Source organism: Kineosporia rhizophila (assembly GCF_021277265.1).
GTDB classification, from domain to species: Bacteria; Actinomycetota; Actinomycetes; order Actinomycetales; family Kineosporiaceae; genus Kineosporia; species Kineosporia rhizophila.
Window position 1 is genome coordinate 159296 of record NZ_JAJSOH010000007.1, and the last position, 13288, is coordinate 172583.

Sequence of the window (13288 nt, forward strand, 5' to 3'; positions counted from 1 at the left end):
TGACCGGGGTCGCCACCGGTCAGTCCCGATCGTGATCGAACCATCGGCGGGTCCCGAGCGTTCAGCCCAGCGCCCGCCCGGCCCAGTCGCAGGCACCTGACCGTCTTCGGGCCCTGCGGTCGGCCGGTGATCCGACCGAAGGGAAAGTCATGACCGCCACCGACACTGCCACGGACACCGGCACCGACACCGGCACCGGGCCTGGGCAGCGGGACCGGTTCGCCCTGCTCTGGCGGTACGCCCGCCCCCAGGCCCGGTCCCTCGTGCTGGCCGGTGTGCTGGGGCTCGGGGTGTCCGCCTCGGGGCTGGTCAGTCCGCTGGCCACCCGTGAGGTGCTCGGGGCCCTGGGCAGCGGCGAGTCCCTAGCCGACCCGATCCTGCTGCTCCTGGCCCTGATCGTGGTCGGGGCCGGGATGAGCTGGTGGCAGTGGCGGGTGCTGGGCGCGATGGCCGAGCACGTGGTCTACGACGTGCGTGAAGGCATGATCCGCCGCTACCTGCAGGCGAAGGTCCTGCCGCTGCTGGCCCGGCCCAGCGGCGAGCTGGTCACCCGGGTCACCTCCGACTCGGTGCTGCTGCGCGAGGCCGCCTCCTCCAGTGTGATCGGGCTGATCAACGCCTTCGTCCTGCTGATCGGCACGCTGGTGCTGATGGCCGTGCTCGACCTGGTGCTGGCCCTGGCCACCGTTGGGTCGATCGCGGTGGTCACCGTGCTGTTCGTGATGCTGATGCCGGCGATCGGGGTGGCCCAGGGGCGGTCGCAGGCCGCGCTGGGAGAGCTCGGGGGTGAGCTCGACGGCACGTTGCGGGCGATCAAGACGGTCAAGGCGGCAGGCGCTGAACCGCGTCAGGTGCAGCGGCTGCTGGAGCACGCCCAGCAGGCCCGCATCCAGAGCCTGACCGCGGTGCGGCGGGAGGCGCTGGTCTGGACCATCGCCTGGACCGGGGTGGAGACGGCGATCCTGGTCATCCTCGGCGTGGGGGCCTGGCGGGTCGACCAGGGCGCGATGGACGTGCCCACGCTGATCGCCTTCCTGCTCTACGCCTTCGGCCTGATCGGCCCGGTGATGGAGATCAGCCAGAACGCCACCACGCTGCAGACCGGGCTCGCCGCGGCCGGGCGGATCAGTGAGGTGGAGTCCCTGGAGGTGGAGCAGCAATTCGAGCAGGCCGGGCCGACCAGGAGCCCGGACGCAGGGGCCCCGGTGGTCGAACTGGCCGGAGTGACGGCTCGTTACGCCCCGGGCGTGGCTCCCGCGGTGCGAGAGCTCGACCTGGTGATCCCGGCGCGCGGGCACATCGCCCTGGTCGGGCCGTCCGGTGCAGGCAAGACCACGGTGTTCTCGCTGATCCTGCGTTTCCTGGAGCCCGAGCACGGGCAGCTCCGGCTGAACGGTGTTCCCTACGAGCAGATCCGGCCCGCCGAGGTGCGCCGGCACCTGGCCTACGTCGAGCAGGAGACTCCGGTGGTGCCCGGCACGATCCGCGAGAACCTGCTCTACGCGAACCCGGACGCCACCGACTCGGAGGTCACCGACGTCCTCAAACGCATTCGCCTGCAGGACAAGATCGACGAACTTCCCGACGGCCTGGACACCCGGCTCGGCGACTCCACCGTCTCGGGCGGTCAGCGGCAGCGGATCGCGCTGGCCCGCGCACTGCTGGCCCGGCCCGCGGTGCTGCTGCTCGACGAGGCCACGGCCCAGGTCGACGGGATCACCGAGGCAGCCATCCACGACGCGGTGCGCCAGCAGGCCCGGGAAGGGGCGGTGGTGACCATCGCCCACCGCCTTTCGACCGTGCTCGACGCCGACCAGATCGTGGTCATGCAGGCCTCCCGGGTGGTGGCCCGCGGCACCCACGAGGAACTTCTGCGCGACAGCCCGCTGTACGCCGAACTGGTCGCCGCCCTGCGGATCGGCGACCAGCTCGAGTCCAGCTCTACCGCTCAGCCCTCGTCGTCGTCGTAGACGGTGAACACACCCCATCCGTCGCCCACCACGGCGTTCTTGGGCGCCGAGAGGGTGATGTCCAGACGGGCCAGGGGCTCGCCCTTCTGGTTGCCCCGCATCCGGAACTCGGCCACCGTCCTGGTCTTTCCGGCCGGGACGACCACCTTGATCCACCGGGTCGGCACCCGGGCGTCGGTGTCGGCCACGTCGGTGTTGATGTTCACGACCACCGGCACCGGCGCCGGCTCGGACAAGGTGACCGGCACCCGGACGCGTTGCGTGCGGTCGTACTCGTAGGCGATCTGGTCGCCGACGCTGGCCGAGGGCAGGTCGGTGGGCCCACCCAGGACGCTGGTGGGGGTGTCGAGGGCCAGGTCGGACAGGACCACGTCGCCGCGCACGGAGGCCCGGGCGAAGGAGACCCGGGTGATCGCGGCCGGGTCGATGCCGTCGAACTCCTCCAGCGGGATGCGCACGGTGCGCATGACGACACGGGCCGAACCCTGCAGCTTCGGCCAGGGTTTCAGGGCGTTGCTGTAGTTGGCCACGTTGACGGTCGCCTTCGTGCCGTCCCGGTCGCTGACCGTGACCTTGAGGTCGGCCTTGCCGCTCTGGGTGGCGGCGCGAAAGGTGAGTGCCTCATGGGCAGTTGACGGTTTGGTGTTCACGGACGCGAGGGGGTCGGCTTTGGTCTTGGACGTCCACCTCAGGCGCAACACGGATGTGGTGGGGACGTCGGGGGCGAAGTAGGCGGAGACCCAGTGTGGTTGGTAGGCGGAGTATTCGCTGGCGTTCGAGCAGGTCGGGGTCTTCTTGGAGCCGGCGGGCATTTCGCCGGTACCGGTGCAGTAGGTGGCCGCTCCCGACGTGGTGACCGACCGCTTGGCCACGGAGAAGGTGGCCAGGTCGGTGCGGGCCGAGGAGGGCTGCTGGGCCTGGGTGTGCACGACCGCCGGCCCGGCCGACTTCGCGCGGCCGTCCGTGCCGTCGAACAGGGGCAGGAACTGCTGCTCATCGCCCAGGTTGAGCCGGAAGAAACCGGCCATGTAGGCCGCACCGGCGGCGCGCTGCTGCCGGGGCGATAGGCGGCCCGGCGCCTTGCTCCCGCACAGCGGATCTTCCCGATCGAACCAGTCGTCCACCGCACCCCCCTTCGAGGTGGAGGGCGTCCATTCGGTGTTGAAGAAGTTGTGGTTCGCGCCCATCATCACCAGGGACGTGCGCAGCACGTCGTCCGGCCCCGAGTAGCGGGTGTCGTCGTAGTAACGCTGCCCCTGCAGGTCGGAGACGTCGCCGTCGCAGTAGGGCAGGATCACCGCCATCGCCGCGCCGGGCAGGGTGGCGCGGGTGAAGTCGGTCGGGGCCAGGGGCAGCACCGCGCGGATGCCGTAGGGCGAGGGCCGGGCCGCGTTGGCCAGCGCCGCGGCCACCACGCCCTCACCACCTCGGGAGTGGCCCATCAGCCCGACGTTCGACAGATCGAGGCGACCACTGAACGCGTTGCCCTCGTCGGACGTCCACCGTCGTAACCGGTCGAGGTGGGCCAGCACGAGATCACCGCGGGCCTGCGCCCCCGCATCGGGCGCCGACTCGTTCAGGGCCGCGTTGATCCCGTTGGCGCTGATCGAGAACACCGCATAGCCGTTGGAGGCCAGGGCCTTGGCCGGCGCGTCGTACCCCCGGTAGCTCGGCACCGGCTTCAGGCCCTTGGTGCAGGGCCAGGTGAAGGCGGGGTTGCCCTTCGGCTCGCCGTAGCACCAGCCGTGCATGCCGTGCAGGAAGATCACCACCGGCCGGGCGCCCTCGGCCCCCTTCGGAAGGTAGGCGGCGGCCCGCATCTCGACGGCCTGACCGCCGAGCCCGGGCAGACGTACCGCGCTGTCGCCCAGGTCGTAGTCGGCCCGCTCGACCGTATACGGGCCGGGGGCAGCCGGGTCTTCAGCGAGCAACTCGCCGGTCGGCGCCTCGGCCTCAGGAGCAGCGCCATAGGTGCGGGAGGAAGCCTGTCCGGCGACCTTGCCGTTCCAGGCCAGCTGCACCTTGCGGGCCTTGGCCACCCGGGCGTCCGAGGTACGCAACGTGAGCGTGTGCCCGTCCGCAGCCCGGGCGGCCACCCCGACCACGCGCCCGTCCACGGCGATCTGGGGCAGCGCCGCGCGGATGGCCACCGGCTGGGCCAGGCGCAGTCTCACTGTGTAGGTGTCGCCCTGCCCGCGCCGGGTCACCGACCAGTCGGCCCCGGCCGTGCGGCCCGAGACCTCGGGCGCGGCCGAGACTCCGGGCGGCGTCGGGTCGGCCTGGGCCACCCCACCCGACAACCCGCCCAACGTGAGCGCGACCGCGATCGTCGCCACGAACGTCCGTAAATTCATGCGCCCAGCCCCCGCCCGGTCGACTACCCCTCTTTGCCCGGTATATCAGGGTTCTCGGCGCAGTAGCGGCGGATTCCGGACAACCGTCGGGGGACGGCCCGCAAAATACCCCGGCCCGGGACCGACGGTCCCGGGCCGGGGTGGTCAGACGACGATCAGAAGTCGAAGTCGCCGATGTTGTCCTTGTTGAAGCCGGTCGGCTCGCCCAGCAGGACCTCACCGTTCGCGCCCACGGTGTACTCGCCGAGGTCGCCGGCGGTGAACTTGTCACCCTCCTTGCCGGTGATCTCGCCGTTGGCCAGCGCGGCCGCGGCATAGGCGGCCAGGGTGCCCAGGTCGGTCGGGTTCCACAGGTAGAACTCGGTGACCGTGCCGTCCTCGACGAACGAGCGCATCTGGTTCGGCGTGCCCAGGCCGGTCAGCGCGACCTTGCCCTTGGCCTCGGAGGTGGACAGGTAGCGGGCCGCCGCCGCGATGCCGACCGTGGTGGGGGAGATGATGCCCTTCAGGTTCGGGTGGGTCTGCAGCAGGGCCGCGGTCTTGTCGAAGGAGGTCTGGTCGTCGTCGTTGCCGTAGACGGTGTCGACCAGCTTGATGTCGGGGTGGTTGGCCTTCAGCTCCTCCTCCATGAGCTTGATCCAGGCGTTCTGGTTGGTGGCGTTGGCCGCCGCCGACAGGATCGCGATCTCACCCTTGTCGCCGATCTGCTCGGCCAGACCGTCGACCTGGGCCTTGGCGATGCCCTCGGGCGAGGCCTGGTTGATGAACAGGTCGCGGTACTGCGGCTCGGTGTCGGAGTCGAAGGTGACGACCTTGGTGCCGCCGTCGCGGGCCTGGGTCAGCGCCGAGCCCACCGCCTTCGGGTCGTTCGCCGAGATCACGATCGCGCTGGCCTTCTGCTGCGCGGCGGTGTTGATGTACTGCACCTGCGCGTCCGGGCTGGCGGTCTGCGGGCCGACCTCGGAGAACTTGCCGCCCAGGGCCTCGACCGCGGCCTTGCCGCCGGCGTCGCTGGCGTCGAAGTACGGGTTGCCCAGGTTCTTCGGCAGGAAGACGATGTTCAGCGCCTTCTCGCCGGAGCCGGAACCGCCGCTGCCGGAATCGCTCTCGCCGGTGTCGGCCTTGCCGCAGCCGGTGACCGCGATGGCGAAGGTGAGGCCGATCGCACCGAGCAGGGTGCTACGACGGGTGAGGGTGCTCATGGTGGTGGTTCCTTTCACGTCAGTGTGAATTGGGTGAAGCGGGTGAAGCGGGAGCAGGGGAGGGACCGGTGGAGCTGTTGCGCCTGGAACGCTGGTTGCTCACGGAGGAGACCCACGCCAGGAGACTGGGGGAGAGCACGGACAGCACGAGCAGCAGCCCGATGATGATGTTGATGACGTTCACGGTGATGCCCTCCAGGCGCAGGGCGCTGGAGATGACGCCGATCAGGAGCACCCCGGCGATCACGCCGGCCAGCTTGCCCCGGCCGCCGAAGATCGACACCCCGCCGAGCAGGACCGCGGCGATGACCTGCAGTTCCAGCCCGGTGGCGTTGTCGCCGCGGGCGCTGCCGAAGCGCAGGGTGAAGAAGATGCCGGCCAGGGCGGCCACGGTACCGGTCAGGACGAACAGGATCAGCTTGGTGCGCTGCACGTTCACCCCGGAGAACTCCGCGGCCTCGGGGCTGAGCCCGATGTCGTAGATGCCCCGGCCGAACGGCGAGAAGTGCAGCAGCGCCACGAAGATCGCGGCCAGGACGGCGAACACCAGCATGAACGTGGGGATCCCGGTGGAACCCAGGACCTTGGACGTCTGCTCGGTCCAGTTCGCGGGGAAGTCGGTGACCGCCTCGGTGCCGAGCAGGCCGACCGCGATGCCACGGTACAGGGCCAGCGTGCCGATCGTGACGGCCAGCGAGGGCAGCCCGACGTAGGCCACCAGGAACCCGTTGAACACCCCGCACACCACCCCGACGAGCAGGGCGACGAGCACCGCCAGGCCCATCGGGGCCCCGTCCTGGACCAGGAGCCCGAGAACGGCGCTGGACAGGCCGACCACGGACGCGATCGACAGGTCGATCTCGCCGGTGATGATCACCAGGGTCATCGGCAGGGCGATGAGCAGGATGGTGGTCATGTCGATCAGGATGTACGTCAGGGTCAGGGTGTCGCCGAAGTACGGGATGTTGCTGTAGCCGTAGAAGTAGACGATCAGCACCATCGCGACGACGGCGGCCTCCCGGCTCGCCAGCAGGCGGCGCCAGAGGGGTTGCGAGTAGGCGGGGTACGTCCGCTGAGCGGTTTCCGGAGCTGCGGTGCTCATGCCTCGTCCCTCGCTTCGATCAGTTTGCGCGCCTGCCGGGCCGCGAGCACCCGGTCCAGCACGATGGCGGCGATGATCAGGGCACCGACCAGGGCCTGCTGCCAGAACTCGGAGATGCCGACCATGGGCAGGGCGCTGTTGATGGTCACCAGCAGCACCGCGCCGATGCCGGCGCCCCAGGCGGTGCCGGAGCCACCGAAGATGGCCACGCCGCCGACCACCGCGGCGGCCACGGCCTGGAACTCGATGCCGGTGCCGGCGCTGGAGCTGACCGTGCCGTAGCGGGCGGCGAAGATGACGCCGGCCAGGCCGGCCAGGGCGCCGCTGAGCACGAACGCGCCGATCACCCGGCGGCGCACGGCCAGACCGTAGAGGACCGCGGCCTCGGGGTCGGAACCGACCGCGTAGAGCTCGCGGCCGGACTTGGCGGTCTGCAGGTAGTAGCCCACCGCCACCACGATCACCATGGCCACGATGAACAGCACCGGGATGGTGAGGATCTGGGCCGTGCCCAGGTCGAGGAAGCCCTTGGGCATCTGCGAGGCGCTGATCAGCTTGGAACCGGCCCAGGTGAGCACGATTCCGCGGAAGATGTACTGGGTGCCCAGGGTGATCACCAGGGCGGGCACCTTGCCGTAGCCCACCAGCACGCCGTTGACCAGGCCCAGGCCGGCGCCGGCGGCGGTGCCGACCAGGAAGGCCAGCACCGGTGACATGCCCGGGTAGGACATGAACAGGTCACCGGTCAGCCAGGCGGTCAGGCCCAGGATCGAGCCGACCGACAGGTCGACGTTGCGGGTGATGATGACGACCGTCTGCCCGGCCGCCAGCAGCAGCATGATCGACGGGGTCAGCAGCAGGTCGCGCCAGCCGGTGGAGCTGAACACGAAGTCCGGGCTCTTGATCGCCGCAGCGGCGACGACCAGCAGCAGGACGATCGCGACCGACAGTTCCCGGGAGCGCAGGATCGTGCGGATCAGCCGGTCCCGGTGGGACATCGAGCTGGGCTCCACGAGCAGCGTCGTGGTCTCCGTGTGCTCGGAGGTGGTGGGGCTCATGAGGCCATCTCCTGGCTGGCGGCATCGGACGTGGCGCCGGACGTGGCGGCGTGCATCACGCGTTCGGGGGTCGCCTCGGTGCGGGGCAGGTCGGCGGTGAGCCGGCCCTCGCTGATCACCAGGACCCGGTCGGCCATGCCCAGCACCTCGGGCAGTTCCGACGAGATCATCAGGATCGCCATGCCCTGCCCGGCCAGCTCGGAGAGCAGCCGGTGCACCTCGGACTTGGTGCCGACGTCGATGCCCCGGGTGGGCTCGTCGATGATCAGCAGGTCGGGATTCGTGGCCAGCCACTTGGCGATGACCACCTTCTGCTGGTTGCCGCCGCTCATGGTGCGGGCGGGGGCGTCCAGGGCGTTGGTCTTGACCTCGAGGCGGGCGGCCCAGGGGCCGACGGCCTTGTTCTCGGCGGCCCGGGTGAGCAGGCCGGCCTTGGCCAGGTTGCGCCGGATGACCCCGGCGACGTTCTCGGCCACCGAGGCCTCGGTGACCAGGCCCTGCTTGCGGCGGTCCTCCGGGATGAAGGCCATGCCGGAGCGGATCGCCGCCCGCGGGTTCTTCGGGGCGACCGCCTCGCCCTTCATCGTGACCGTGCCGCTGTCGTAGCGGTCGACCCCGAAGACGGCCCGGGCGATCTCGCTGCGCCCGGCCCCGACCAGGCCGGCCAGGCCGACGATCTCGCCCCGGCGCACGGAGAACGAGATGTCGTGGAAGACCCCGGCGGACTGCAGGTTCTCGACCTTCAGCACCTCTTCGCCGATCTCGGTCTCCTGCTTGGGGAAGAGCTCGGCGACCTCGCGGCCGACCATCAGGTTGACCATCTCGGCGACCGTCGTCCCCGCGATCGGGCGGGTGCCGATGTAGGAGCCGTCGCGCATCACCGTGACGGTGTCGCACAGCTCGAACACCTCGTCGAAGCGGTGCGAGATGAACACCAGGGCCCGGCCCTCGTCGCGCAGCTGCCGGGCGACGGTGAACAGCCGCTCGACCTCCACCCCGGAGAGGGCGGCCGTCGGCTCGTCCATGATCAGGACCTTGGCGTCCAGCGAGATCGCCTTGGCGATCTCGATGATCTGCTGGTCGGCGATCGAGAGGCCGAGGGCGGGCCGGCGCGGGTCGATGTTCACGCCCAGGCCCCGGAACAGCCGCTCGGCCTCGGCGTACATCGCGGCCTTGTCGATCCGCCGCATCCGGCCGAGGATCTGCCGGCCCATGAAGATGTTCTCGGTGACCGACAGGTCGGGGAACAGGGTGGGTTCCTGGTAGATGACCGCCACGCCGGCCGCCTTGGACTCGGCGGTGGAGGTGAAGTCCGCGGGGCGGCCGTCGAGCAGGAACTCGCCGCCGTCGCGGCGGTGCACGCCGGCCACGATCTTGACGAGAGTGGACTTGCCGGCGCCGTTCTCGCCGACCAGGGCGTGGATCGAGCCGGCGTCGACCTTCAGGCTGCCGGACCGCAGAGCGACCACGGGGCCGAAGGACTTCGACACTTCCGTTAACTGCAGGGCGGCCTGCGATGGGCTGTCCATGAGCACCTTGCCTCGTTGAAAGGATTCAAATGCTGAAAGTAGGGTCGGGGTGAACCGCTGTCAAGCAACGGTTTGCATCGTTCGGCGGGCGGGGGTGGCGGGCCGGGATTCGCCGAATCTGTTGTATAGCACGCGGTTCCCTCGCCGGTACTGCGAAAAGAGCTGTGTGACAACGGTTTCGGTCACGAAATAGCAACCGTCGGCGGGCGGCGCGCGCCTATGCTGCGCGCGTGTGCAGGGGGAGCGGGCCCGAATGTGGCCCGGGTCGCCCGGTCGGCCCCGGTCGGGCTGATCGTGACGTCGGCGGCTTTCTGCCAACTACGCGAATCCGGCGGGTCGGGCTTACCGGTACGCATGGCTCCCCGGCGGACAGCGTGGTTCGCCGGCGGGGGAGGGGAAGGTACTGCTGCTCGGGCGGGCCACCGGTGGGTGGCAGGGTGCCTGAGGTGGAGCAGTGACCGGACGCGCTGGGCGGGGCCGGGCGCGAGGACTGAACAGGTTGCACGCGACTCTCCTTTGAGCCCAGCGGGTGAAACGTTTCAGGGTAACTTTGGCCAGCTTATAGGCGGGCTGACGGCGCTGGCAACGGTTTGGCGCGGCTCCTCCGGCAGTCGGTTTTCCAAAGTTTTCCCGATCAGCAGGCTAAACGATCAGTTGTCGGTCTGTGGACGTGCGGACGGCGGCACATCCGGCAGATTTGACCACGTTGTCCCGCCTACCGGAGGTCGACCGGATGAGCCTGCCCACTTCGCCCGCGCTCGCCGAGGACCTGTTGCTCCTGCTGTTCGACCCTCGCTCGGGCACCTTCGCCGGGGAGGGGCAGAAGCTGTTCCACGTGCTCGCCGGGGCAGTGCTGGTGGATCTCGCCGTTCAGGAGCGGATCGAGATCGACGGGCGGACCACGCTCAAGGGGCAGCAGGTGCACCCGGCCGGCGACGAGCCGCCGGCCGACCCGCTGCTGCGCCCGGTGTGGGACCGTGTCGCCGACCGGCCCACCGACGTCCATCTGCTGATCAACGAGTTCGGGCCCGGCCTGCGCAGCCAGGTCCTCGAGCGGGTCCTCGAGCGCGGTGACATCACCCGCGAGCGCCGCCGGGTGCTGGGCATCCTGCCCACCTCGTCGCTCACCGAAGGGCCCACCGCGCGCCGGGCCGCCGTGCTCGCCCCGGTCCGGGCCGCCCTGGTCGACGGGGCCGAGCCGGACACCCGTACCGCCGCGCTGGGGGCCCTGTTGTTCGCCAGTGGCAGCCTGCCCGAGCTGAACCGGGACATCCCGTGGTCCGGCCCGGTCTACCGGCGCGGGGAGGAGCTGCAGAAGGGCGAGTGGGGGGCCGCAGCCGCCGGTGAGGCGGTACGCCGCACGGTGGCCGGGATCAGCGCGAGCAGTGTCTTCGTCGCTGTCGTGGCGCCCGGTTCGTAGGTCCTACCGGGCGAAACCGGCTGGAGTGAACCGGCCCTCCTCCAGCCGGGTCTCGATCTCCTCCAGGCTGTGACCGGTCATCTCCGGCATGGTGCGGTAGAGGAAGACGAAGGCGGCCACGTTGAACAGGCCGTACATCCAGAAGGTGGGCCCGGTGCCGATCGTGCGCATGATGCTGAGCAGGGTCAGGGTGATCAGGACGTTGGTGCCCCAGAGGGCGGCCGACTGGGCCGCGGCCCCGGCCGCCCGGGTGGCCAGCGGGTAGATCTCCGAGCCGGTGAGCCAGCCCATCAGCTGGATGCCGCCGGCGGTGAAGGCCATGAAGGTGATCAGGGTGCCGACGATCCACGGGATCATCGACTTGCCGTCGTTGCCGGTGGCGAAGAAGGCGCCGAGCACGAACAGGGCGGCCGCGGCCCCGGGCAGGGTGATCAGGGTGAGGCGGCGACGGCCCACCCGGTCGATGACGGCCAGGCCGATCAGCTGGGCGATCAGGTAGGTCAGGCCCAGGGCGACCGAGACGCGCAGGGCGGTGGAGTCGGAGAAGCCGTTGTCGGTCAGGATCGTGGGGGAGTAGTAGACGATCATCTCGATCCCGGACAGCTGGGTGAACACCGCCAGCCCGCACCCGACCACCAGGGCCGGTCGCACCCAGGCCGCCCGCAGGCCCGACCAGCCGCGGGTGCCGGCCTCCCGTTCCGCCTCCACGTTCTCGCGGATCTCGCCGAACTCACGCTCCAGATCGCGTTCCGGGGGCCGGACACTGGCCAGCGCGGCCCGGGCCGCATCGGCGTCGCCGCTGCGCAACAGCCAGCGCGGGCTCTCCGGCAGGCGGAGCATGAGCAGGAACATCAGGGCCGCCGGGACGGCCGCGACCCCGATGGACAGCCGCCACGGCACGCTCTCGCTGGCCCCGACCACGGTGGCGATCACGATGCCCACGCCGATGGCGATCTGGAAGAACAGCACCAGCCGCCCGCGGTAGGCGGTGGGGGCCAGTTCGGCCACGTAGACCGGGGCGGTCTGGGTGGCCCCGCCGACCGCGAAACCCAGCACCAGACGGCTGATCGAGAGCAGGAACGGGGTGGGGGCCAGAGATGCGGCCACCGCCCCCACCACGAACACGACGCCGACCAGCAGCAGGGTGCCCCGGCGACCGCGCCGCTCGGCCAGCCAGCTGCAGCTCAGCGCGCCGATCACCGCGCCCACCAGGATCGACGCGGCGATCACCTGCTCCCAGCCGGAGCCGATGTCGAAGTCCTCACCGATCTGCAGCAGGGCCCCGGAGATGATGCCGGTGTCGTAGCCGTAGAGCAGGCCGGAGACGGCCGACACCAGGGCGACCACGACCACCGATCCGGTGAGCCGCTCGGGTGCCTCGGTGCTCGTGGTCCGGTTCTCGTGCGCCTGGCTCATCTTCGCGCCTCCGGGTGACGTGAACCCCATCCGATCGGGCAATGTTCACGCCGCGGCGCATACCGGGCAATGTGAGGTGTCCCCGCTCAGGCCACGTCCTCGGCCGCGAGCAGCCCGGACAGGCCCAGGAAGAGCACCCCGGAGCCGGCGTCCACCCGGCGCTGGACCCGGGCCGAGATGCCGCCGCCCCGAAGCCTTCGCCCGGCCAGGATGTACAGCAGCCCGACCAGGCCCTCGATGACCAGATAGGCCAGGCCGAGCAGGCCCAGCTGCAGCGGGGCGCGGTCGGCCTGACCGCCGGTGAACTGCGGCAGGAGCGCCGCGAACAGCAGCAGCGCCTTGGGATTGGTCAGGGCGACCAGGAACTCGCCGGTGACCACCGGCCGCCACCCGCTGGGGACCGGTCGGGGCGCGCCGAACTCGGTGGCCCCGCCACCACGCCGCGCCTGCCACAGCGACGTCACCCCGAGCCAGGCCAGATAGACCACGCCGACCCACTTGATCGTCTCCAGCGCGGTGGCCGAGGCGGCCACCGCCGCCCCGAAACCCGCGGCCACGAGGGCGATGAGCAACCCGAACGCGGTCAGGCGGGAGGCCAGACCCGCGGCTGCGGGAGTCGCCCCGTGCCGCAGTGCGTTACGCAGCCCGAGCAGCTGACTGGCCCCCGGGATCAGGGAGATCAGCAGGACCGTGGGCAGGAAGGCGAGCCAGTTGATACTCACCTGTTCACAAGGTCTTTCAGGCTATCCACCTCGGCCGTGGCCAGGGCGTCGGTACGGACCTTCGGGCACTGCGCGGTCATGGTCGCGTCGATGTCGGCGTCCTTCACGCTGTCGCTGCTGCGCTCGGCGCCGGTGAGGATGCTGTTCAGCACCGGGCTCAGCGCATCGCCGGTGGCCTGGCCGGCCTGCACCGCGCTCTGCACCGACTCGCACAGCAGCGCGCCGAAGCCCTCGGCCCCGGCCTGTTCGCCGGCCTGTTCGAGCTGGGCCCGGTCGGCGGCCGGGCTCGGCGCACCGGCCGAGGGGGCCGGAGCGGCCGACTCCTCCTTCTCGCCGCTGCACCCGGTCACGAGCAGGGCGGCCAGGGCGATCGCCACCGCCGTCCTGGACTGCCTCGGCCTCACCCGGAACGTCACGTCGTGGTCCTCCTCGGACTCGTCGGCAGAGGATCTGCCCTCCCATACCCAAACGGGCATTCCGAGTTCCGGCAAACCTGCAGGCAGGTCCCCGGCCGA

The 13288-nt window shown here is 70.6% G+C and carries 10 protein-coding genes; 2 read left to right on the forward strand and 8 right to left on the reverse strand.

What is annotated here, in order from left to right; genetic code table 11:
- Nucleotides 1–149 precede the first annotated feature (149 nt).
- Nucleotides 150–1970: an ABC transporter ATP-binding protein gene (locus tag LWF15_RS13135; RefSeq protein WP_232810865.1), complete on the forward strand. Its 1821-nt coding sequence runs from the start codon at nucleotides 150–152 to the stop codon at nucleotides 1968–1970.
- Here LWF15_RS13135 and LWF15_RS13140 read toward each other — a convergent pair.
- The 5 genes from LWF15_RS13140 to LWF15_RS13160 all read right to left on the reverse strand — a co-directional run bounded on the left by LWF15_RS13140 (nucleotide 1949) and on the right by LWF15_RS13160 (nucleotide 9215).
- Complete coding sequence (locus LWF15_RS13140; RefSeq protein WP_232810866.1) at nucleotides 1949–4324, reverse strand: alpha/beta hydrolase; 2376 nt, start codon at nucleotides 4322–4324, stop codon at nucleotides 1949–1951. The two genes, LWF15_RS13135 and LWF15_RS13140, sit on opposite strands and share 22 nt — an antisense overlap.
- Nucleotides 4325–4479: 155 nt before the next feature.
- Nucleotides 4480–5526 carry a rhamnose ABC transporter substrate-binding protein gene (rhaS, locus tag LWF15_RS13145; RefSeq protein WP_232810868.1) on the reverse strand — a complete coding sequence of 349 codons (1047 nt, stop codon included), beginning with the start codon at nucleotides 5524–5526 and terminating at the stop codon, nucleotides 4480–4482.
- 19 nt (nucleotides 5527–5545) lie between these two features.
- Nucleotides 5546–6628 carry an ABC transporter permease gene (locus tag LWF15_RS13150; protein WP_232810870.1) on the reverse strand — a complete coding sequence of 361 codons (1083 nt, stop codon included), beginning with the start codon at nucleotides 6626–6628 and terminating at the stop codon, nucleotides 5546–5548.
- Nucleotides 6625–7686, reverse strand: coding sequence for an ABC transporter permease (locus tag LWF15_RS13155; RefSeq protein ID WP_232810872.1), 1062 nt, complete (start codon nucleotides 7684–7686; stop codon nucleotides 6625–6627). Before LWF15_RS13155 ends, LWF15_RS13150 begins: the two co-directional genes overlap by 4 nt.
- On the reverse strand, nucleotides 7683–9215 hold the full coding sequence (locus tag LWF15_RS13160) for a sugar ABC transporter ATP-binding protein (RefSeq protein WP_232810874.1): 1533 nt from the start codon (nucleotides 9213–9215) through the stop codon (nucleotides 7683–7685). Before LWF15_RS13160 ends, LWF15_RS13155 begins: the two co-directional genes overlap by 4 nt.
- Nucleotides 9216–9948: 733 nt before the next feature.
- Between LWF15_RS13160 and LWF15_RS13165 the strand changes: the two genes are divergently transcribed.
- Complete coding sequence (locus tag LWF15_RS13165) at nucleotides 9949–10635, forward strand: GOLPH3/VPS74 family protein (RefSeq protein WP_232810875.1); 687 nt, start codon at nucleotides 9949–9951, stop codon at nucleotides 10633–10635.
- 3 nt (nucleotides 10636–10638) lie between these two features.
- On the opposite strand, the gene LWF15_RS13170 is transcribed toward LWF15_RS13165, so the two are convergent.
- The 3 genes from LWF15_RS13170 to LWF15_RS13180 all read right to left on the reverse strand — a co-directional run bounded on the left by LWF15_RS13170 (nucleotide 10639) and on the right by LWF15_RS13180 (nucleotide 13249).
- Nucleotides 10639–12051 carry a sugar porter family MFS transporter gene (locus LWF15_RS13170; RefSeq protein ID WP_232810879.1) on the reverse strand — a complete coding sequence of 471 codons (1413 nt, stop codon included), beginning with the start codon at nucleotides 12049–12051 and terminating at the stop codon, nucleotides 10639–10641.
- An 86-nt stretch (nucleotides 12052–12137) separates the two neighbouring features.
- Nucleotides 12138–12773, reverse strand: a complete 636-nt coding sequence (locus tag LWF15_RS13175; protein WP_232810881.1) for a LysE family translocator — start codon at nucleotides 12771–12773, stop codon at nucleotides 12138–12140.
- Nucleotides 12770–13249, reverse strand: a complete 480-nt coding sequence (locus LWF15_RS13180) for a hypothetical protein (protein WP_232810883.1) — start codon at nucleotides 13247–13249, stop codon at nucleotides 12770–12772. The genes LWF15_RS13175 and LWF15_RS13180 overlap by 4 nt, the downstream gene beginning before the upstream one ends.
- Between the last annotated feature and the right edge of the window lie 39 nt (nucleotides 13250–13288).

Bases quoted from the DNA above. Each gene is read 5' to 3' on its own strand.
- LWF15_RS13150 (WP_232810870.1), bottom strand. From the start codon at position 6,628: ATGAGCACCGCAGCTCCGGAAACCGCTCAGCGGACGTACCCCGCCTAC.
- LWF15_RS13180 (WP_232810883.1), bottom strand. From the start codon at position 13,249: ATGCCCGTTTGGGTATGGGAGGGCAGATCCTCTGCCGACGAGTCCGAG.
- LWF15_RS13155 (WP_232810872.1), bottom strand. From the start codon at position 7,686: ATGAGCCCCACCACCTCCGAGCACACGGAGACCACGACGCTGCTCGTG.
- LWF15_RS13140 (WP_232810866.1), bottom strand. From the start codon at position 4,324: ATGAATTTACGGACGTTCGTGGCGACGATCGCGGTCGCGCTCACGTTG.
- LWF15_RS13165 (WP_232810875.1), top strand. From the start codon at position 9,949: ATGAGCCTGCCCACTTCGCCCGCGCTCGCCGAGGACCTGTTGCTCCTG.
- LWF15_RS13160 (WP_232810874.1), bottom strand. From the start codon at position 9,215: ATGGACAGCCCATCGCAGGCCGCCCTGCAGTTAACGGAAGTGTCGAAG.
- LWF15_RS13135 (WP_232810865.1), top strand. From the start codon at position 150: ATGACCGCCACCGACACTGCCACGGACACCGGCACCGACACCGGCACC.
- LWF15_RS13170 (WP_232810879.1), bottom strand. From the start codon at position 12,051: ATGAGCCAGGCGCACGAGAACCGGACCACGAGCACCGAGGCACCCGAG.
- rhaS (WP_232810868.1), bottom strand. From the start codon at position 5,526: ATGAGCACCCTCACCCGTCGTAGCACCCTGCTCGGTGCGATCGGCCTC.